The 20,208-nt window shown below is 42.5% G+C and carries 16 protein-coding genes; 6 read left to right on the top strand and 10 right to left on the bottom strand.

The window, feature by feature from the left end:
- Positions 1 to 230: 230 nt before the first annotated feature.
- Both A6749_RS14955 and A6749_RS14950 read right to left on the bottom strand, forming a co-directional pair.
- Complete coding sequence (locus A6749_RS14955; RefSeq protein ID WP_066391032.1) at positions 231 to 3,362, bottom strand: efflux RND transporter permease subunit; 3,132 nt, start codon at positions 3,360 to 3,362, stop codon at positions 231 to 233.
- 774 nt (positions 3,363 to 4,136) lie between these two features.
- The gene (locus A6749_RS14950; protein WP_066391031.1) at positions 4,137 to 6,503 is read right to left on the bottom strand and encodes a bifunctional YncE family protein/alkaline phosphatase family protein; all 2,367 of its coding nucleotides are present in this window, start codon (positions 6,501 to 6,503) and stop codon (positions 4,137 to 4,139) included.
- Positions 6,504 to 6,863: 360 nt separating this feature from the next.
- Here A6749_RS14950 and A6749_RS14945 point away from each other — a divergent pair, with 360 nt between their 5' ends.
- Positions 6,864 to 7,184, top strand: a complete 321-nt coding sequence (locus A6749_RS14945; protein WP_066391029.1) for a hypothetical protein — start codon at positions 6,864 to 6,866, stop codon at positions 7,182 to 7,184.
- Positions 7,185 to 7,545: 361 nt separating this feature from the next.
- The gene (locus A6749_RS14940; RefSeq protein WP_066391027.1) at positions 7,546 to 8,886 is read left to right on the top strand and encodes a sodium-dependent transporter; all 1,341 of its coding nucleotides are present in this window, start codon (positions 7,546 to 7,548) and stop codon (positions 8,884 to 8,886) included.
- Positions 8,887 to 9,221: 335 nt separating this feature from the next.
- On the opposite strand, the gene A6749_RS14935 is transcribed toward A6749_RS14940, so the two are convergent.
- From A6749_RS14935 to A6749_RS14905, 7 genes are all read right to left on the bottom strand, one after another.
- Complete coding sequence (locus tag A6749_RS14935; RefSeq protein WP_066391025.1) at positions 9,222 to 10,685, bottom strand: nicotinate phosphoribosyltransferase; 1,464 nt, start codon at positions 10,683 to 10,685, stop codon at positions 9,222 to 9,224.
- Positions 10,686 to 10,748: 63 nt separating this feature from the next.
- On the bottom strand, positions 10,749 to 11,294 hold the full coding sequence (locus A6749_RS14930; RefSeq protein WP_066391020.1) for a cysteine hydrolase family protein: 546 nt from the start codon (positions 11,292 to 11,294) through the stop codon (positions 10,749 to 10,751).
- A gap of 187 nt (positions 11,295 to 11,481) precedes the next feature.
- Positions 11,482 to 12,423 (bottom strand): diacylglycerol kinase, encoded by a 942-nt coding sequence (locus A6749_RS14925; protein WP_066391018.1) that lies wholly within the window; start codon positions 12,421 to 12,423, stop codon positions 11,482 to 11,484.
- A gap of 152 nt (positions 12,424 to 12,575) precedes the next feature.
- A complete protein-coding gene (locus tag A6749_RS14920; protein WP_066391017.1) occupies positions 12,576 to 13,481 on the bottom strand; it encodes an ECF transporter S component family protein in 906 nt (301 codons plus the stop codon).
- An 88-nt stretch (positions 13,482 to 13,569) separates the two neighbouring features.
- Positions 13,570 to 14,646, bottom strand: coding sequence for a hypothetical protein (locus tag A6749_RS14915; RefSeq protein ID WP_066391015.1), 1,077 nt, complete (start codon positions 14,644 to 14,646; stop codon positions 13,570 to 13,572).
- Complete coding sequence (locus A6749_RS14910; RefSeq protein WP_066391009.1) at positions 14,643 to 15,152, bottom strand: anti-sigma factor family protein; 510 nt, start codon at positions 15,150 to 15,152, stop codon at positions 14,643 to 14,645. Before A6749_RS14910 ends, A6749_RS14915 begins: the two co-directional genes overlap by 4 nt.
- Positions 15,149 to 15,694: an RNA polymerase sigma factor gene (locus tag A6749_RS14905; protein ID WP_236719798.1), complete on the bottom strand. Its 546-nt coding sequence runs from the start codon at positions 15,692 to 15,694 to the stop codon at positions 15,149 to 15,151. Before A6749_RS14905 ends, A6749_RS14910 begins: the two co-directional genes overlap by 4 nt.
- Positions 15,695 to 16,126: 432 nt before the next feature.
- On the opposite strand from A6749_RS14905, the gene ehuB reads away from it, so the two are divergent.
- From ehuB to ehuA, 4 genes are all read left to right on the top strand, one after another.
- Positions 16,127 to 16,996 carry an ectoine/hydroxyectoine ABC transporter substrate-binding protein EhuB gene (gene ehuB / locus A6749_RS14900; RefSeq protein WP_066391008.1) on the top strand — a complete coding sequence of 290 codons (870 nt, stop codon included), beginning with the start codon at positions 16,127 to 16,129 and terminating at the stop codon, positions 16,994 to 16,996.
- A gap of 83 nt (positions 16,997 to 17,079) precedes the next feature.
- The gene (gene ehuC, locus A6749_RS14895; protein ID WP_066391006.1) at positions 17,080 to 17,736 is read left to right on the top strand and encodes an ectoine/hydroxyectoine ABC transporter permease subunit EhuC; all 657 of its coding nucleotides are present in this window, start codon (positions 17,080 to 17,082) and stop codon (positions 17,734 to 17,736) included.
- Entirely contained in the window at positions 17,733 to 18,443 is a 711-nt protein-coding gene (ehuD, locus tag A6749_RS14890; protein WP_066391004.1) for an ectoine/hydroxyectoine ABC transporter permease subunit EhuD, read from the top strand. The genes ehuC and ehuD overlap by 4 nt, the downstream gene beginning before the upstream one ends.
- 76 nt (positions 18,444 to 18,519) lie before the next feature.
- A complete protein-coding gene (ehuA, locus tag A6749_RS14885) occupies positions 18,520 to 19,302 on the top strand; it encodes an ectoine/hydroxyectoine ABC transporter ATP-binding protein EhuA (RefSeq protein ID WP_236719797.1) in 783 nt (260 codons plus the stop codon).
- 40 nt (positions 19,303 to 19,342) lie between these two features.
- Here ehuA and A6749_RS14880 read toward each other — a convergent pair whose 3' ends face one another.
- Positions 19,343 to 20,125, bottom strand: a complete 783-nt coding sequence (locus A6749_RS14880) for a class I SAM-dependent methyltransferase (RefSeq protein WP_066391000.1) — start codon at positions 20,123 to 20,125, stop codon at positions 19,343 to 19,345.
- Positions 20,126 to 20,208 lie beyond the last annotated feature (83 nt).

Raw genomic sequence — 20,208 nt, 5'->3', positions numbered from 1 at the left:
GCATTGTATAGAGGTCTAATTCCAAAAACCCTCAATTTAAATCGAATGGGAATTTTTATTATGGATGCCTAGTTCTGAAGAAATGGCTCAGTATAGTGAACTGAGCCATTTTAGTTTTAATAGAAAAAACAGATACTAAACAAGGTACAAATTCGGTTACATTTTAGGGTTTTGCGATAGGAAACGGAACCCGTTACTATCAACAGCCCTCTTACAACCATATTTTGAAATTAAGCAGACAACTCCCGCTGGCTGGATCTCATTTTTCTAGGTTTCCGCACTTTCCCGCCAAGCCATTCATACATAATCGGAACCACCAAGAGACAGATCAGCGTAGAACTAATCATTCCTCCTACCACCACAACTCCCAGTGTTTGAGACACAATGGTATTAGCGTTATTGGAGAATGCTAATGGAAGCAAGGTTAAGATGGTTGTCCCCGCTGTCATCAATACCGGTCTGACCCTTGTCGCCGTTCCGAGCAAAATCGCCTGCTTCGCTTCCATCCCACCGGCAAGATTCCGTTCAATTTTATCAACCAGCACGATTCCGTTGGTCACTGCAATTCCAGCAAGCATCAACACGCCGATCAATGCAGCCAGATTCCATTCCATTCCGAAAACAGCCATGCTCCACACCGATCCAATTAGCGCCATTGGCACGCACATCAGAACAGCAACAGGGGCGTACCAGCTGCGGAACACACTGCTTACAATCATCAAGACGATTAAAATCGATAAAGCGAGAGCAAGGCTCATCTCGACAACCATTTGCTTCACCTGCTGTGAAATTCCTCCCAGCGAGTATTCTACACCTGGTGGAAGATCCAATTTATTCATAGTCGCTTTGACCTGTTTGGTTACCTTGCCGATATCTCTTGTAATAATATTACCCGTTATCGCGGCAAACGGAGAGCCATCCCGCTCGCTGATTACCGTTTGGCTGCTGGTTTCCAGCGTTGTAATTTCAGCCAATGATACCTGAGAACCATCCTTGGCCTTGAACATTTCATGACCAATTTCCGATAAAATAGTGGTTTCAGGGCTTGGGTCCGCAGCGGAAATTTGAAAATTCCTATTGTCCAGCTTGATAGCGATAGGTGTATGAACGTCACCTGAGGAAGCATCCATTCTCACATCCTGAGGTAAATAATTTTGAATCCTGTTAAGAACCTCATCTACATTGATTCCTAATCTTTGGATTTTTTCCTGATTTAGCGAAAGGTAATGTTTGATGGGAGCATCAGCATCATTTGCTGCTCCTTCGATACTTAAGCCGGGAATCATCTGCAGCTTGCTTCGTACTGAAATGCTGGCTGCTGCTAACTCCTGCTGGTTTCCCCCTGTTAAAATTACTTTTAAGCGGGAATCATCGCCGGAAATATTTTGATTCGAAACGGTATAGACAGCGGAAGTGGACAATCTTCCAAGCTCTCCCCGCAGCTCCTTTACGAAGGTATCAATATCGATTTCATCCTTAATCCCAACATTCACATAAGCAATATTTTGTTTTTGCATCCAGCCGCCGCCTTCATCAAACACATCATCAAACATCGGCGTGAAGGTCGAACCAAGCGTCGAAGAATATGTCTCGACATCCGGATTATTTTTTAGGATTGTTTCGATGTTTTTAACCTCTGCATCCACTTCAGAGAGCTGAGCTCCTTCCGGAAGCTCGACCTGAATGGCGGCATCCTTTGAGCTGCCTCTTGGAAAAAAGTTAACCGGCAGGAACAGGGCTTCTACAATCGTCGCAGCAAATATCAACAATGCCAACCCGACCACTACTTTTTTCTTTAAAAATGCCCACTGAATGATTTTTTTGGCTTTTGGCTCGATATCCCATGAATTTGCTGCAGGCTTATGTTTCCATAATAGATGGGCTAAAGCCGGGACGACAATAATTGAAACGGCTAACGATGTTGCTAGGGCAATCACCACGGACCAGGCAAATCCGGAAAAAGCCGAACTAATCATGCCCCCGATAATGGAAATCGGTACAAACACAGCAGCTGTGGTAGCAGTAGACGAAACAATGGCCGGAATCATTTCGGCTGCCCCTCCCGCCAATTCCTGTGCCGTGATTGGTCCGTTGTGTTTTTCCATCTGCCTTCGATACATATTATCCATGACGACAATTGAGTCATCGACCACCCGCCCCATCGCCACAATTAATCCTGAGATAGTTAAGATATTAAGACTGACGTCCATCGTTTTCAGGATGGCCGTTGTAAACAGAAGACAAATCGGCAAGGTTAAAGCAATAATCAAAGTGGAGCGTACATTTCGGAAAAATAAAAACACACAGACAACCGAGAAAATAATACCTAATAGTCCTTCTTTGATTAATCCTTTTAAAGCAGCGTTGATATCTTGTCCCTGATCCACCAAAACAGATAGTTTAACAGAATTAGCTTGGATTTCTGGTATATCTTTTATTCTTTCGTTGATTCGTTCGGTCACATCAGTAACGTTTGAAGAAGGGGTTTTTAAGACATCCAACAGGACACTGGCCTGCCCGCCTGTTCGGGAAATGGTTTGTAAGTCCACAATGCTGGATTCGATGCTGGCAATTTCGGGCAGTCTTATTGGTTCCCCGTCTTGAATAGGAATGGTTACTTGATTTAAATCTTCACTATTGATCGTCCAGCCTGTAACGCGGATAGGCATGGTGATTTGCCCAGTCGGTCCGCCTTGTTCTTTAATGGTTCCCTGAGGCCAAACTGGGTGCATCGAAGCAAGTGCTTCTTGAACGTCTTTGATGGTGATTCCGTAAGTTTTTAACGCATCGGCTTTTAATGTCACAACATAACCATCAGTCCCAGCACCTGTGACACGTACTTCCCTTACTCCTGGGACACGTTCTATTTCATTGGCCACTTTCTCTTGAATGGACGTACGTAACTCGTTTTCGTCGATTGTTTCGGAATCCGCCGTTAAACTTAACCGCATGATGGGAAAGGAGTTCGTGCTCAGCCTGGTAATCGCAGGGGTTTTCACAGCTTCAGGGAAATCTACCTTTTCAACCGCCGCCCTGACATCTGCTTCAGCTTTTTCCATATCGGTATGACTTGGAAAAAACAGGCTCGCCATTAAGCCCCCGTCAAAGGAGCTGCTCTCCATATAATCAAGCTTATCAACAGACCGGACCGCTTCTTCCACTTTGGCGGTGATGCTTTGTTTGACTTGTGCCGCTTGATAGGAATCCGCTTGGATGGTAACCATAAGCGCCGTGTTATTAATCGGCGGCAGATAATCCCGCTGCATCTGAAACGCCGACATGGCCCCCCACGCAATAATCAGTACTACGCATGTAAGAATCAAAACCGACCGTTTCATCGTACCTTCAATAAACCGAATCATAGGATTGTACCTTCCTTTAGAAAAGTATGTAATAACGTGCGGCCCACAGTGGCAAGTTTCATGATAATGCCGCCAGGGCCACTCGCAGTGTTTCTTAAAGACAGTTCTAGCATTATTTACTAGAGTTTTGTCTTCAAGAGACTTTATTAAAGACATTTCTATTAATTTTTACTAGCGTTTTGTCCTTAAGAGCCTTTCTTAAGGACATTTCTATTAATTTTCACCAGCGTTTTGTCCTTAAGAGCCTTTCTTAAGGACATTCCTATTGATTTTTACTAGCGTTTTGTCCTTGAGAGCCTTTCTTAAAGACAGTTCTACTAATTTTCACTAGCGTTTTGTCCTTGAGAGCCTTTCTTAAAGACAGTTTTATTAATTCGAACTAGCGTTTTGTCCTTAAGAGCCTTTCTTAAAGACAGTTCTATTAATTTTTACTAGCGTTTTGTCCTTGAGAGCCTTTCTTATAGACACTTTTACTGATTTCCATCAGCGTTTTGTCCTTAAGAGCCTTTCTTAAGGACACTTCTATTAATTTTTAGTAGCGTTTTGTCCTTGAGGGCCTTTCTTAAAGACACTTCTACTGATTTTTACTAGCGTTTTGTCCTTAAGAGCCTTTCTTAAAGACATCTCTACTGATTTTCACCAGCGCTCTGTCCTTAAGAGCCTTTCATAAGGACAGTTCTATCAACCTTTACTATTCATTTGTCCCCAAGAGCCCTTATAAAAGACAAAACTCTTGTGAAATTTAAGAGTTTTGTCTTTATGAGCTTTATTTTCCTATTGTTTGTTATGGCCTTTTCTCTCGCCAGGATATGGCTTGTCCCCTTTTGTTGCCTTCCAAAGAATTTTGTTTAGTTTATCAGAGTCAGCGTGGTCGACACCGGAGAAGTCAAGCTCTGCTGATTCCTTTGCCATCGGGGCGTTTTGGCCATTTTTACGATCTAGCGGATATCTTGGCTCTTCCAGTTCAAAAGGTTTAAAGTCGGGCTTGTGAGTAAACGAGTTGACCATCGGAACTGCTGAAGCATCAAACTGGGTCATCGGCTTCATGCCTAAAATCATTTCCATTGTCCGAAGCATCGAGGTAGTATCATATAAAGTGCTGTCTACTTTACCGGTTTGTGTGTAAGGGCTGATCACCAGCGATGTCGTACGGTGTGCGTCAACGGAATCCCAGCCGTTCTGAGCATCATCCTCTGTTACAAAAATAGCCGTGTCTTTCCAATATGGAGAGTTACTGACCGCTTCCACCAATTTTCCAAGCGCATAATCGTTCTGGGCTACCATCGCTTGCGGAGTTAGTTCTCCTACTTTTGTTCCGAGCGTATGGTCATTAGGCAGGCGGACGATTTGCAGCTGCGGCAGGTTGCCATTTTTCACATATTCATTGAATTCCTCTTCCCAGGCTGCATAGCGGTCAAGGTCCGAGATTTTAAGATCATAAGAAGGGAAATCCGGATCAAAGTTATTACCCATACTGGCTTCAGCCGCTACATATTTCCCTGTCTTTTTGTCATAATTGATGAACTCGCCATAATTTCTGAAGGTCACACCTGAGCGAAGGGCATTGGTCCATAAAAACCCGGCTTTTGGATAAGCTGCTTCATTTCCGCCTTCATAGTCATAGCCGCGGTTCCGCCCGGAATAGTTGGCCAGCCAGGTTTTCTCCACATAGTCATTGGCTTGTGCCGCTGTTGACCAGTTATGTCCCTGCGCACTGATTTCAGCGTTGGCATAGAAGTTATCTAACAGAACAAATTGGTCTGCTAGCTTATGAATATTTGGCGTAATGTCCTCCCCAAAAATGGTTAAGCTTGGGTCGCCATTTCCTTTTTCCATATCGCCGAATACTTGGTCATAGGTGCGGTTTTCTTTTATAACATAAATCACGTGTTTAATTGGCGATTCTTGCCCTTCAAAGCGAGGGATCGGAAACTTCTCGCTGGCGCTGAATCCCTTCGGTTGATAGATTTCATTATTTTTTTCCACTTGTTTCGTATACTTTTTCAACTGCGTCTTGTTAGGGACGTCGATAAACGACATGGTTCCCTTCATCATATTGCCAATGTATTGCCCTTCTCGATTGGAGCCTGCTCCCAGGCCTTTGGCATTTAAAACTAGGAGTTGATTCTCATGTATGTAGATGCCGCTTGGATACCAGGCAGTAGGAATTAACCCTGCCACTTCCTCTTTATTCAAATCCACGACGGCCACATCATTATTGCCGCCATTTGCAACGTATAGGGTTTTTCCATCAGGGCTTAACGTTAGATCATTTGGCTGGCTTCCCATCGGTGCATTTTTATATGGGCTGAGTGAAATGGTTTTGATTTCTTTTTGCTGGTTCGGGTCAATAATGGAAACTGAATCGCTGTCGGAATTCGATACATAGATCATTCCGTTTGAAGGATTTTCTACAATCGCATTCGGATGGAGACCAACTGGAATGGTCTTTTTAAGTGTAAGAGTTTGCGGGTCCAACACGCTAATGCTGCTTTCTCCCCAGTTGGTGACATAAAGGGCCTTCTCATCTTGACTTAACAGTGTTGTGTATGGATTTCGACCAACTGCCGTGGTTTTTTGGACTGTCTTAGTTGTGAGGTCTATTTTGGAAACAGAGTGATTTAAGTTATTAGTTACGTAGAGCGACTTACCATCCTGCGAAACTGAAATTCCTGCTGGATAGAAATTTGTTTTCTTAGCGTCTGTCAGCATAATCGGCGCTTGCTCCGTTAATGTTCCATACTCAAATTGAAACGTACGGATTTTGTTATTGCCTCCTGCCGATGCATAGACGGTTTTCCCATCCGGGCTAAACGCGACCCCTAAATAGAGAGCTTCAGGAGATTTGTAAGGAACTGTCTGTATGACCTTCTGTGTGTTTAGGTCCACCACTTGAAGCGATTGTTCCCCTTGACCATCATTGGAAACAATAAGATAACGGTGATCCGGGCTTATTGCACCACCCATCGGAAAATCCCCTAGTGTCACGTGAGTTCCCGCTGGAGTTACTTCCCATCCATGGGGTGTGACCGCTGTACCATCTGTTTTCGGACCAACCAATTGTGTATAGCCGGCATATGCTGATGTAGATCCCAACATTAGGGCAGCCAGCGATACTGCGAGTACCTTTTTCTTTTTCATCAAAACCTCTCCCTTTTTAATAGACTTTTTACACTGTTAATCCTACTCCTGATTTGTAAATTAAAGGTTAAGCAGAATTAAAGTAAATATAAATTAAAATAGGAATAATTATGCATTGACTCCAAATAGTAGTATTTTTACCCCATAACTTATATGCTATGGTATCTTGATGCAAGAGCCTTCTAATACATAAGCAATTTGATAAAAAAGAAATGATATTCTTAATAAAATTAATGAAAATGGATACCATATAAAATTCCGCTAAAAATAGGTGGGAAATTTGTCAGATCTTTTTTGTTTTCAAATATAATAAAAGTGTATATGATTATAAATATCCCCAAAAGAAAGGAGTGGATAATGATGAGGATCACAAAAAGCTTAGCGATCAGCCTGCTCCTTACCTTCCTGGCTTTCAATATTTTTCATGTACCAAAAACACCTCCGAACCATCATCCGGAAGGCAAAGCCACTATCTTTATTGATGATTGGAAAGTGAAGGCACAGTGGGACGATGAAAAGAAGCAGCCCATCAAATTGCCAGACCTCCTTGTATTCTTTTTCATCTTATCCACTATCGGAATCACAGTAACGCATTTTACATCAAGCTTGATCCGCGCCAAGTCCTTTCTAATCCCGATTTTTCATCAATCGAATTATTTAATCTCACTCCCACGTTATTAAATTTAATAATAATAACAAGGGAGGAACAAAATTATGTGGATTCGTTTCTTATTAATCGGTTTCTTTTCTCTATCAGCAATTAGTATGTTTACATTCCAGGGAATAGAAATTTTCCATGCCTTTATGGACTATTTCAAACAAAAATAAATATATTTTAAAGGGAAAGCAGGAACACAGCATGTTCCTGCTTTTTCTTTTGGTCATAATGTCAAAATTGATTAGACAATATGAAAATTATAAGTTATTCTACTATTACATTGTGAAGTAACCACAATTTAATAAAACAGCGTTAAAAATCGGCCCCACGATTGTCGTTGAAGGGCTTTTTTCATTCAAAATATTATTCGAAAGGAACAAGGCATTGAAAAATCAGGAACAGTGGTCATCGAAGATTGGATTTATTTTAGCAGCCGGCGGGTCGGCAATAGGGCTCGGAGCGATATGGAAGTTCCCCTACATTGCCGGAGTAAGCGGCGGCGGAGCGTTCTTTTTCATTTTTATTCTATTTACCTTGATCTTAGGGCTGCCGCTCTTGATGGCGGAATTCGTCATTGGGCGCAAGACGCAGAAGGACGCCGTTCAAGCCTATAAAGCGTTAGCCCCTAATGCTGGCTGGCATTGGATTGGATATTTAGGGATCGTCACCTGTTTTATCTTACTTTCATTCTACAGCGTAATTGGCGGCTGGATCCTTATCTATATTTGGAAGGCGGTTACCGGGCAGCTGAACGGATTAAATCAAGCTGGATTTCAGCAGTTATTTGGCGAGACTATCGCTAATCCTTCTATAAGTTTGAGTGTTCAGTTTATTTTCATGTTCCTTACCATCATTGTCGTGGCCAAAGGAATTCAAAAAGGGATTGAAAAAGCCAGCCAAATTATGATGCCGGTTCTTTTCATCCTATTCATTGCGCTGATTGTCAGATCTCTTTCATTAGATGGAGCAATGAAAGGCGTTACATTCTTATTTCAGCCCGATTTCCGCAAAGTCACCGCGGAAACGATACTGTTTGCTTTAGGCCAATCCTTTTTCGCCTTGAGTGTCGGGGTTTCTGTAATGGTAACCTACAGCTCCTATTTGTCCAAAAAAGAGAGCTTGTTCCGCTCGGCTTTATCGATTGTCGGGATGAATATTTTTATTATTGTCCTATCAGGGCTGGCGATTTTCCCGGCGGTATTCTCATTCGGCTTAAAGCCTGATGCTGGACCAGTATTATTGTTTAATGTCTTGCCAAATGTGTTCAATAAAATGGCGTTTGGCATGGTGTTCTTTATTGCCTTTCTAGTGTTGTTCTTGTTCGCAGCTTTAACGTCTGCGTTCTCCATGCTTGAAATTATTGTATCGGTCATTTCGAAAGGTGATGTAAAGAAACGGACAAAATGGTCATGGATCATCGGAATTGCCATCTTTCTTTTTGGGATTCCATCAGCGTTGTCATATGGTGTCCTAAGTGATGTTTTGATCTTTGGAAAAACCATCTTTGACCTCGCCGACTATTTAGTCAGCAATGTCCTGATGCCGCTCGGCTCATTATTAATTGCCATTTTTGTACCGTTAAAAATAAAAAAATCCGCCCTATATGAAGAATTATCAGCTGGCGGCGGGTTCTCAATGGGACTATTCAATATATGGTACTTCTTAATTCGCTATATAGCTCCGATTGCCATTATCATCGTGACAATCTATGTAATAAAAGGTTAATTTAAGTAAAGATTTTTTTAGAATAAGGTGGATGGGATCTGTAGAACTTTTCTACGTTACCCAGCTGCCTTCTTTTTTCTGATTTAGGGCACGTAGAACCTTTCTACGTTACCCAAAGTACTTCCTTTTTCTATTTTCGGGCACGTAGACCTGCTCTACGTTACCCAAAGTACTTCCTTTTTCTATTTTCGGGCACGTAGAACCTCTCTACCTTACCCTACAGATTATTCACAACTATGATCTAGCACCTAAATCTTCCAAGAACTCCCGATCTACAATTACAAAACAACGCTCAGAGCATGTGATTCTCTGAGCGTTGTTAAATACAGCAAGTGCTACTCTTTCATCGCAGCTACTTTTTCTTTTACTTCTTCTATATTATGCATTTTGTTGTCCCAGCATTTTTTACTGAGGTCGACTGGGTAGTCTTCCGGGTTCATGATGCGCTTGTATTCTTCCCAGAGGGCATTAAGGTTTTGCTTTACATACTCGCGCGATTCTTCTAAACAAGGGATTTCGTAGACAAGCTCCCCGTTGACGAAAATATCCTCGTGGAGTTCTTTTGCTGTAAAGTTAGTTACCACCTTGTTAATATACGTATGGGTTGGATGGAACATGCTCAGACGTTTTTCCGGAAGCTTTTCATCCTCCATCGCGATATAATCGCCCTCAGCATGATGGTTCTTATTATTAATGATCCGGTAAATCCGTTTTAATCCTGGAGTCGTTACTTTCTCTGGGTTAGAGGAAATTTTGATCGTATCCTCCATTTGCCCTGCTTCATTTTCGATTCCAACAATTTTATAAACAGCTCCCAAGGCAGCTTGATCATAAGCAGTAATTAGTTTTGTACCAATTCCCCAGCTGTTAATTCTAGCCCCTTGTGCTTTAAGGTTGATAATCGTATACTCATCCAAATCACTTGAAGCAAAAATCTTTGCCTCCTTAAATCCGGCTTCATCGAGCATTTTGCGTGCTTCTTTTGAAAGATAGGCTAGGTCTCCACTATCAAGGCGGATACCGATAAAGTTAATTTTATCACCTAATTCTTTGGCCACTTTTATCGCATTTGGCACGCCAAGGCGAAGCGTGTCATACGTATCCACTAAAAATACGCAATCCTTATGTGCTTCGGCATATTTGCGGAAGGCTGTATATTCATCCTTGTAGGCTTGAACCATGGAATGAGCGTGTGTTCCTGAGACGGGAATGCCGAATAGTTTACCAGCCCTTACGTTACTTGTTGATTCAAAGCCACCTAGATACGCAGCCCGTGTGCCCCAAATAGCCGCGTCCATTTCTTGGGCCCGTCTTGTCCCAAATTCCGCAGCCGGTTCATCACCGACAACTTGTTTAATACGCGCTGCTTTGGTGGCGATTAATGTTTGGTAATTCACAATGTTAAGCAAAGCTGTTTCAATTAATTGAGCTTCTGCCAGGGGGGCATCTACTCGTAACATCGGCTCATTGCCAAAAACAAGCTCTCCCTCTCTCATTGCTCGAATCGTGCCCGTAAAACGCAGATCTTTTAGATAGTCTAAAAAATCATCCTGATACCCGACTTCGTTTTTTAAATACTCAAGGTCCTCTTCACTAAAGCGGAAGTTCTGAATAAACTGGATGACTTTTTCAAGACCGGCAAACACAGCATAACCATTTCCAAACGGAAGCTTACGAAAATAAAGATCGAAGACTGCACGTTTATTATGTATGCCATCCCTCCAATACGTCTCTGCCATATTAATCTGGTAAAGATCTGTATGCAGAGTGAAACTATCATCGTGATAAATGTGTTTCATAATGTGCCCTCCAAAATACTATTACAGCTTTACACTATTTTTACAATCATACCATTTATAAAACTATTTAACCATAGCCCCGAGCGTTTTTTCAAAATGTCCCAGCGCCCACTCGTGTCCCGCTGGATTAAAAGAAGCTACGGCATCCTTGTAAACAACAATTTTAAAGCCTTTGTTATAGGCGTCGACAGCCGTGTGGAGGACGCAAATATCGGTACATACGCCTACTAGATGAACTTCGGTAATTCCCCGTTCACGCAGTTTAATTTCCAGATCGGTTCCGGCGAAAGCGGAGTATCTTGTTTTATCCATAAAAGCAACATTGCTTCGCTGCTTGTTCTCTTCGTATGCTTCCTGCAGCGCGCCATATAAATGTCTGCCTTCCGTGCCGCGCAAATTATGCGGCGGGAACAATTTCGTTTCCGGATGGAATTCATCGCCTTGATCATGAACATCTATGGCGAATACTACATAATCACCATTTTCAATAAATTCTTTTGTAAGTGCGGTAATTTTCCCTTCGATGTCCTGCCCCGGCTTGCCGCATGTCAGTGCTCCCGCATCCGCTACGAAATCATAAGTATAGTCCACATTAATTAACGCCCTCATCCCTATCGCTCCTTTTCATATGTCTTTACTGTTGTCTTTAACAGCATTATATCATATTGGTTTATATCCGCGAATCTGGGTAATATATATGCGATTTGAAAGGTATTATCCGCTAATTCGAGCACTTTATCCGCGTTCCAAAAAAGGACATTAAAAAAGTCCGCTCCCCGTAAGGAACGAACTTGTCTTAGCTATATCTTTTCCCAGAAGTCCAATCAGTTGGACGGTCGTTAGGGCGGATATCATCCAGCGGCACGAATACCTCTAAATGCCGGTACAGGTTCGCAAATTCAGCTGGCAGCAAGCCGCCAAATTCCCCATCTAGATTTAACTGAACCTTTTCAGCGGATTGCACTTTAATGTGGTTGGCTTTTGTATAAATCACGTTCGGGTCATTCACATGCTCGCCGCGGATCGCTAACGTAGACACACGGACAAACTCAGCAAGATTAACCTTTTTCAAGATCAATAAGGAAAATAACCCATCATTAATCGAAGAGTCCGGGGACAGTTTTTCAAACCCGCCGATGGAATTTGTCAGCCCGACAAGAAACATCATCGCTTCGCCTTCAAATAGCTTACCATCATACTCAATCCGCAAATGAGATGCTTTAATCGAAGGCAGCATTTCCATCCCTTTTAAATAGTAGGCAAGCTGACCTAACATCGTTTTTAACTTGCTGGGCACTTCATACGTAAGTTCTGTCAATCTGCCGCCGCCGGCAATATTAATAAAATATTTATCATTAATCCGGCCGATATCGACAGGGATCAACTCCCCATTTGTAATGATGTCAACAGCGGAAGAAACATCTCTTGGGATATGAAGGGCGCGGGCAAAATCATTTGTCGTGCCTGAAGGGATAATACCTAATTTCGGGCGATACTCCTGCTCCGCAAGGCCATTCACCACTTCATTAATGGTACCATCTCCACCTGCAGCAATGACAACATCATATTGACGCTCAACAGCAATTCGCGCTGCTTGTGTCGCATCACCGGCGCCGGTCGTTGCATGGCAGGATGCTTCATATCCGGCCTTCTCTAATTTTTCAAGAATTTCCGGCAAATGACGCTTAATCATTTCGCGTCCAGATGTAGGATTGTAAATCAGTCTTGCTCTTTTCATAAATTCATCCACCTATTTTTAAAAATCAACAATGGCTTATTAGTCAATTCAATATTTTACCAATTAACACTAACAGTTACAAATAATATGCAGGCAAAAGCCCATTTACTATCATAACCTTTTTTGCCCATTTTGCAAAAATTACAGATGGATTATTTTCCAGTTAATAGACTTACATGATAGGAATTAACAATATTTATATGATATTTTCCTTCCCCAGACTGATAAACACCCATTTTTTCACCTGATTCATCTTGGTCATCCTTATTAGAAACCTTCCACTCTTTCCCTTTAAACACTTCACTGTTTGCGGCAAGCTTTAAATCTTTGCTTTCCGAGGAGTCTACCGTAACATTTGAAGCATTTTCAATCTTCCAATCATTCGAAAGGGCCCGCGGTTTTAATGTAAGAGACTCACTGGTCCCAACTAAATCCAATTTCACATCTTTCGGAATAAGGATGGTTGCCGCAACAATCGCTTGCGTATAAAATGGGCCAGATTCATTCGGAAGCTGCTTTAAATTGATATAAAGTGTGTCGCCCTTTTGATTAGCGGTAAGATAATCGTTTGCACTTTTTAACAGTTCTTTATTCTTCACTGCTTGCACCCGGTATGTCCCGAACATCGAAACCTCTTTGGCATCCGTTGCTTCAATGGTTGTATCATAGCCAACATTTCGAACAACAACTCGATGAATACGATCATCTATTTTATGAGAAAAACCAGGCAGGTCAAACGATTGTTCTTCTCTGGCAACGACCTCCTCTACCTTCCCCATCAAGCCGGTTGAACTCAACACCGCAAAAGCGATTCCTAATGTACCAATGATGGCAACAAAGAAAATACTTAAAAAATCATATTGGAGGATTGGTTTTTCCTGCCGTGCTAAAAACAAATAAATCAGAATTTCAATCCCAAGAACAATTAAGATAACCGGCCACCACGCCGACATGACTTGGATCAGATCCATCCCAAGAAACCTTGAGAAGAAGAGAAAAAGTCCGAGCATCAGGAGCAGGATGCCCATCGAAAACGTACCTACCCTCCACGTCCTCATGCTTTTATTCCCCCTTTTCGTTTTCTAAAAAGAAAACCAATACCTGCACCAATTACAATGACGCCAGCTGCTCGTTTTTTCCATCTTTTCATGACTTTTTCGCCTCTCTTTTCTGTTTACTGCCGGATAAAAGTTTAATGCCGCCGCCGATGAATAACAGACAAATAATCCCGGTTTGCACATACTCTTGAATCCAATACATGATATCGTCATTAAAAAATCTTGTTAACATCGGACGAAATGCAGGGAGCAGGATGTTCATGGCTAAATAGTAGAGCCCCATTACGATAAGTCCAATTCCGACCCATTTTTGATGATTCATAAAATAATGGATAATCGGTACATCTTCCATTTCATCCTCACCATATCGGGAAACCTTCTGCAAGCCGTCAAAGAAGCTGTAGAACCAGATAATTGGGATTAGGAACAGAAAGATGCCAAGCCTTAACACATCTAAGATATATACCGAAAGCAGGAATGCAGCCATTAATTGAATCCCACGGCGCTGCAGACCTAAATACAGATGGCCGGCTCCCGGAAAAATCGACAGAAAAGTGGCAATGGCTTTGCTCTTTTTCCCGTCTTCCCGAAGAGTTTCAAAGTCCTCGTAAATGGTCTTATCCACCAGCTCGTCTCCGCGTTGCTTCTTGTTCACCTGCTGGACGGCATCAAAAAATCCGTACAACCAGATAATGGGCAAAGCAGCAAGGAACACAAGAAACTCCCCGCGATTCGAAAGGACCGATATGAAAATCACCATGACACCAAGTCCCAAGAAGGTGGCCAATAAAGTAAGCCCGCGGTTCATCAACCCAAGCTGAAAATGACCAAGGCCTGGAATAAAGGAAAGGATGATCGTATAGAATCGTTCCGAATCTTGTCCCGCCTTTGACTGTTGATAATCGGGGTCCGCCGCCACAAGGGCTTTCTTTTGCTTCGAAATCTGGACGCCCATGTCAATAAAGCTGATGATATAAATGAAGACCCCTGCCATAAAGGTAAAAATAGGGAGCGGCTGGTTACCTGTCAGTATTCCTATGACGGTAGCAAACGCCAAGCCGACAACGGATAGTAAATAAAGGCCACCGCGAACCACGTTACCGAAGTAAATATGACCGAGGCCCGGAAATAACGATAATGTTAATGCCTTCGTTGAGTTTTTCATTTCTTAATTGCCTCCTTCTTCTCCAAAGAGTCCATCCATGCAAATGTCTTATTCATAACACCTTCCGTCACCGAAGGCTTCCTTTCCTGCACACTCTGCGAATCAAACACTGCCGCATACTTCACCAGCGACTGAAACGCCCCAGAAAACATCAACAACAACGTCGCAGCCACCGCCAGCAAATAATGAAACACCGCCTGCTGATAAAATGGCCTTTTTTGTAATTTGGTGTCATCTTTGGTGTCAGGCACCATTTCCCGAACTATTTCCGAATTAGTGTCAGGCACCGCTGCCGGTACTGCCGAAACTTGCTTCATGACGAGGTCGGTGAAGTTTTGTTCGTTTGAAAGGGTTGGGAGCGATGTTTCGTTTGCTTCTACGGCTTGCAGGTAGTGTTCTAAGCATTGGTCGCATGTGTATAAATGGGTTTCAAGATTTTCACGAGTACTGCTTTCTAGTTCATTTCGTACGTATTTCAGCCATTCTTCATAGGTGTAATGCGTCATGAAAAATCGTCCTCCTTCCAATTCTTCTTCATCCAATTTCGCGCCCGGTACAATTTGGTTTCAATTGTTTTCACTTGCACGTTCTGTTCCTTGGCCATTTGCTGATAGCTTTTTTCCTCGATATAAAATCCGTAGATGACATCACGGTAATTCTCCGGCAGCTCCCCCAGCCTTTTTCTAACGAGCCTGCGCCGGTCCGTTTCGATAATCGTTTTTTCTACATCATCCCGCGGCGTCCCAACCACTTGCTCTTCTATCGTCTCAATGATTTCCTCTTTTCTTCTCACTTGTTTTCGTTTCACATCGATCGCATGATTTACAGCAATTCGTGTCATCCATGTTTTAAAGCCTTGATATTCATATTGGGGGAGAGAGGTATAAATTTTTATAAACACTTCCTGTGCCGCATCTTCTGCTTCCTTTTGGTCATGAAGCACCGCAAAGACGGTCCGGAACACATCATTACGGTATTTCTCAACCAACAAACGGAAGGCATGGTCATTGCCTTGCAGCACTTCTTCAATTAACACAGTGTCCGTAATCACTCTCTCCCCCCTTCTTTTTGATTTGTTCACTGTAATAGACGAAATGATTTTGCAATAACCCTACACTTTTTTTAATAATTTTTTAAAGTTTTATTTGGATTTTCATATACCAGCACATCACCCACACTAAAACGTTGGTATGATGCGTGTTTGAAGTTTCCTATTGAGACTTTGGTTCCATTTTCTATTTTAGGATAAATTAACCGAATATACATAGTATTGTATAGCATTCAGGAGCATCCGGGAGGATAACTATGTAAATAACCGCTCTTTTGACAAGAGACCGTGTAAGACAGTCTCACTCCAAATAACCCTAAGATATCCGATTTGTCTGAATATTTTCCATCCGTTACAATGAAACACATACCCACATGCCCAGTTTTCTTCCATTTCTCCAATCAGGAAATACAAAATTTGAGGGGGATTGATTTGAAAAAAATAAAAGCCATTATGATATTTTGTCTATCAGCTCTATTGCTTGCCGCATGTTCGGTCACCACTTCAGGGGATAAGAATATGTCTACCCTTGAAAAGGCAAAGAAGGAAGGAAAAATTGTCGTTGGCTTCGCCGGCGAAAAACCATATGCATACGAAGACGAAAACGGGAACCTGACAGGTGAAGCCGTTGAAGTTGCCCGTACCATCTTTAAGAAAATGGGTATTGAAGAAATGGAAGGAAAGTTAACGAAATTTAGCTCACTCATACCTGGGCTAAAGGCTGGGAAATTTGATGTTATTACAGCTGGAATGTATATAACACCAAAACGCTGTGAACAAGTAGCTTTTGGGGAACCGGATTATACGATTGGTGAAGCACTTGCCGTTCAAAAGGGAAACCCCAAAAATATCCACAACTACAAGGACATTGCAAAAAATCCTGACGTTAAGGTATCTGTCATGAACGGGGCAATTGAAATTGAGTATCTTAAAGCTGCAGGTGTGAAAGAAAGCCAGATGGAATTTGTCACCGATATTCCATCCAACATCACCGCACTTGAATCGAAGCGTGTAGACGCGATTACCATGACAGGGCCTACACTAAAATCCGCTCTTGAAACAGCCAATGCTAAAAATATTGAAATCGTCGAAGATTTCACCCAGCCTGTTGTTGACGGAGAAAGTGTCCGCGGGTATGGGGCTGCTGCCTTTAAACCTGGTGATGACGAAATTTTGCAAGCCTATAACAAAGAACTTAAAAAGTTAAAAGAATCCGGAGAACTTTTGGACATTATCAGTGAGTTCGGTTTTACCGAAAAAGAAATCCCTGGTGATGTAACAGCGAAGGAACTTTGCAAGTAATCACTATGAAAAATAGAGGCACTCCGTCTAAAGAGTGCCTTTTCTTGTAACCTTAAAAACTACCAACTTTGGAGGGATGAAACATCAGTACTTATGTAGATATATTTTCAAAACTTTTACCCGGTGCACTTGTTACCATTGAAATATTAGCTGCATCGGCCGTATTAGCCTTTGCGGTTGCCCTTATTGCCGGGCTTGGCCGCGTTTCGAAGTTCGCCTTCATTCGGAAAGTGTCAGCCTTTTATGTAGAACTTTTTCGAGGAACCTCCTTGCTGGTGCAATTATTTTGGGTTTTCTTTGCCCTTCCAGCTTTCGGTATCCAATTCACTCCCTTTCTTGCCAGTGTCGTCGCCCTTGGGCTGAATTACGGCGCCTATGGCTCCGAAGTCGTCCGAGGTGCCATTCTAGCAATCCCCAAAGGGCAGACAGAAGCCTCGATTGCGTTAAATATGACCCATTTCCAGCGCATGAGACTTGTCATTCTTCCGCAGGCTTTCCGAATGATGCTTCCGGGCTTCGGAAATATTTCCATCGAGCTGTTAAAAGGAACATCGCTTGTTTCCTTAATTACGTTAACGGATTTAACCTACAAAGGGTTAATTCTGCAAAATGCCAACATCAGCTATACAATGCCTGTTTTCACCACCCTTTTGATTGTTTACTTTATCATTGCGCTGCCGCTGATTATTACTGCTAAGAAATTGGAGAAACGTTATGCGAAAGGGGTGGCTAATGCATGAACTGGGATTGGAAATTCGCGATTGATGTTTTCCCTGAAATTTCCGAGGCCATTTGGCTTGTTATTGCCATCACATTCGGAGCCTTCTTGGTCGCATTAATCCTTGGATTGGGTCTGACATTTGCCAGAAGAACAAGATTTAAACCATTATCATGGCTTACCAGTGGTTGTATTGAATTTATTAGAAGTACTCCCCCGCTTGTTCAATTATTCTTTGTCTATTTTGCCCTGCCTGCCATAGGCATTTCCATTAACAAGTATGCGGCCGGAATCCTTACATTAGGGATCCATTACAGCACGTATATATCCGAAGTGTATCGCTCAGGGATTGAAGCCGTTCCTAATGGTCAATGGGAGGCTGCCAAAACGATGAACTTCTCGAAGACGCAAACGTGGTTCCGAATAATTTTACCGCAAGCAATTCCCCCGGTTATTCCAATGCTGGGCAATTATTTACTTGTATTATTTAAAGAAACACCTATTTTAATGGCTATTGGCATTGGAGAGTTCCTGCAAAAAGCACAGCTGATTGGGTCCGAAAGCTTTAAATATCTCGAGCCAATTACGATTGTCGGATTATTGTTCTTATTACTTAGTTACCCATCCGCCCTGTTGATGAATAAGCTGGAGCAGCGGTCGAAACAGGCCTTCAGCCCAAAGAAAAAACAGCGAGTAAAGAAACGATTCCAGGCAAGGTCGGAAATGTAATAACTCTATACAAAAAGGAAGGAATGAGAAGATGAGTTTACCAGAAAGGAAACTAGAAACCTCTAATATATATCCTATGAAAAACAAAAAGGTACCAATTGCAGCCTATGAGAATATTAAAAAGACGTACGGTGACGTTGAAGTTTTAAAAGGGGTGGATTTGAAAATCTCTCCTGGTGAAAAGGTTGCCTTAATTGGCCCAAGCGGTTCCGGAAAAACGACCATCATCCGTATGTTAATGACGTTGGAACAGCCTGATTCAGGTACGATTAAAGTCGAGGGAAAGCATCTATGGCACAAGGAGGTTAACGGAAAATTGGTGCCGGCTGATGAAAAGCATTTACGTGAAATGCGCAAGAATATCGGTATGGTGTTCCAGCACTTCAACCTCTTCCCCCATATGACGATATTACGGAATGTAACCGAGGCACCGATCCATGTCCTCGGCCTGCCAAAAGAAGAAGCCAATCGCCGGGCAGTGGATATGCTTGAAAAGGTCGGTCTCGGTGACAAGCTGGATGCTTACCCTTCCCAGCTTTCCGGCGGGCAAAAACAGCGGGTTGCGATTGCAAGGGCCGTCGTGATGCAGCCGAAAGTGATGCTGTTTGATGAAGTCACCTCTGCCCTGGATCCGGAGCTTGTTGGCGAGGTACTGCAGGTTATCAAAGACCTGGCGAAAGAAACAGACATGGCGATGATTTTAGTCACTCATGAAATGGACTTTGCCCGTGATATCGCTGACCGCGTTGTCTTTTTACATGATGGACAGATTGAAGAAGAAGGAAAACCAAAAGATATCTTTGAAAAACCAAAAAGCGAACGGCTGCGGACCTTCTTAAGCCGCTTTTTGAAAGGCTAATATAGGGAAAGGAGAGACTTTTGTTCTCTCCTTTTTTATGCTAATCAGCTAATCTTAAAATACACACATTGCATTCATGAGGTATTGTGAATGAGGCCTCTTCCTTAAGGGAGCTAGATAATTCATTTAGTGTTAGTTTTCGGCGGGCTTCATCCAGTCCCGCTAGCCAGGATATCGATTCCACTCGCTCTACCCATTCATTCTTTGTAAACTCTACCGAATATTTCAGTTTGTAAAAATCCCGCAGTTCAAAGCCGGCCGCCTGCCATTCTGCAAACCACTCTACCGGAAAACCATTAATACGCTGCCTGGATGCCGCTTTCGAGCCGGCTGGTTTTAAACCGCTATCCACAAATGTATGTAATACTTTATAGGTTGTCTCAACAACGGGAGCCCCTGACAGAAACCCGGAATCGATCACAATCATGGTTCCATTCTTTTTTAAAATCCGTTTCATTTCACGTATTGCCTTTTCGCGGTCAAACCAATGCCATGCCCGCATAACGGTTACAATATCATACTGTGAATCTATGAGGCCGGTATTCTCCGCGGATCCTTGGAGATAAGGTATTGTAAAATTTTTAACCTTATTCAAAACCTTTGCTTGTTCCAGCAGGTGTTCCGATGGTTCAACCCCAACAATATCCGCTCTTCTCATGGCAATTTTTCTCGTCAACGCACCCGTTCCACAGCCAATATCAGCAACCTTTTTCCCTTCAAAAATAAAATTGCGCAGCTGCAAGCTTTCCATCAAGGCAATTGGAATATCTTCTCTTGAGCGGGCATAACTATTAGCAACTTGGCCAAAATCTACTTTTTCCATGTAAAGCGCTCCTTTTAATTTTCCAATTCGTGAAATTGCAACAAAATTCTACCATTTCTTCATGTTACAATCATACTACAAAT

The organism is Neobacillus mesonae, from assembly GCF_001636315.1.
GTDB lineage: Bacteria > Bacillota > Bacilli > Bacillales > Cytobacillaceae > Neobacillus > Neobacillus mesonae.
Note: the sequence above shows the minus strand (reverse complement) of the source record. Positions and strands in the feature narration are given on the sequence as shown.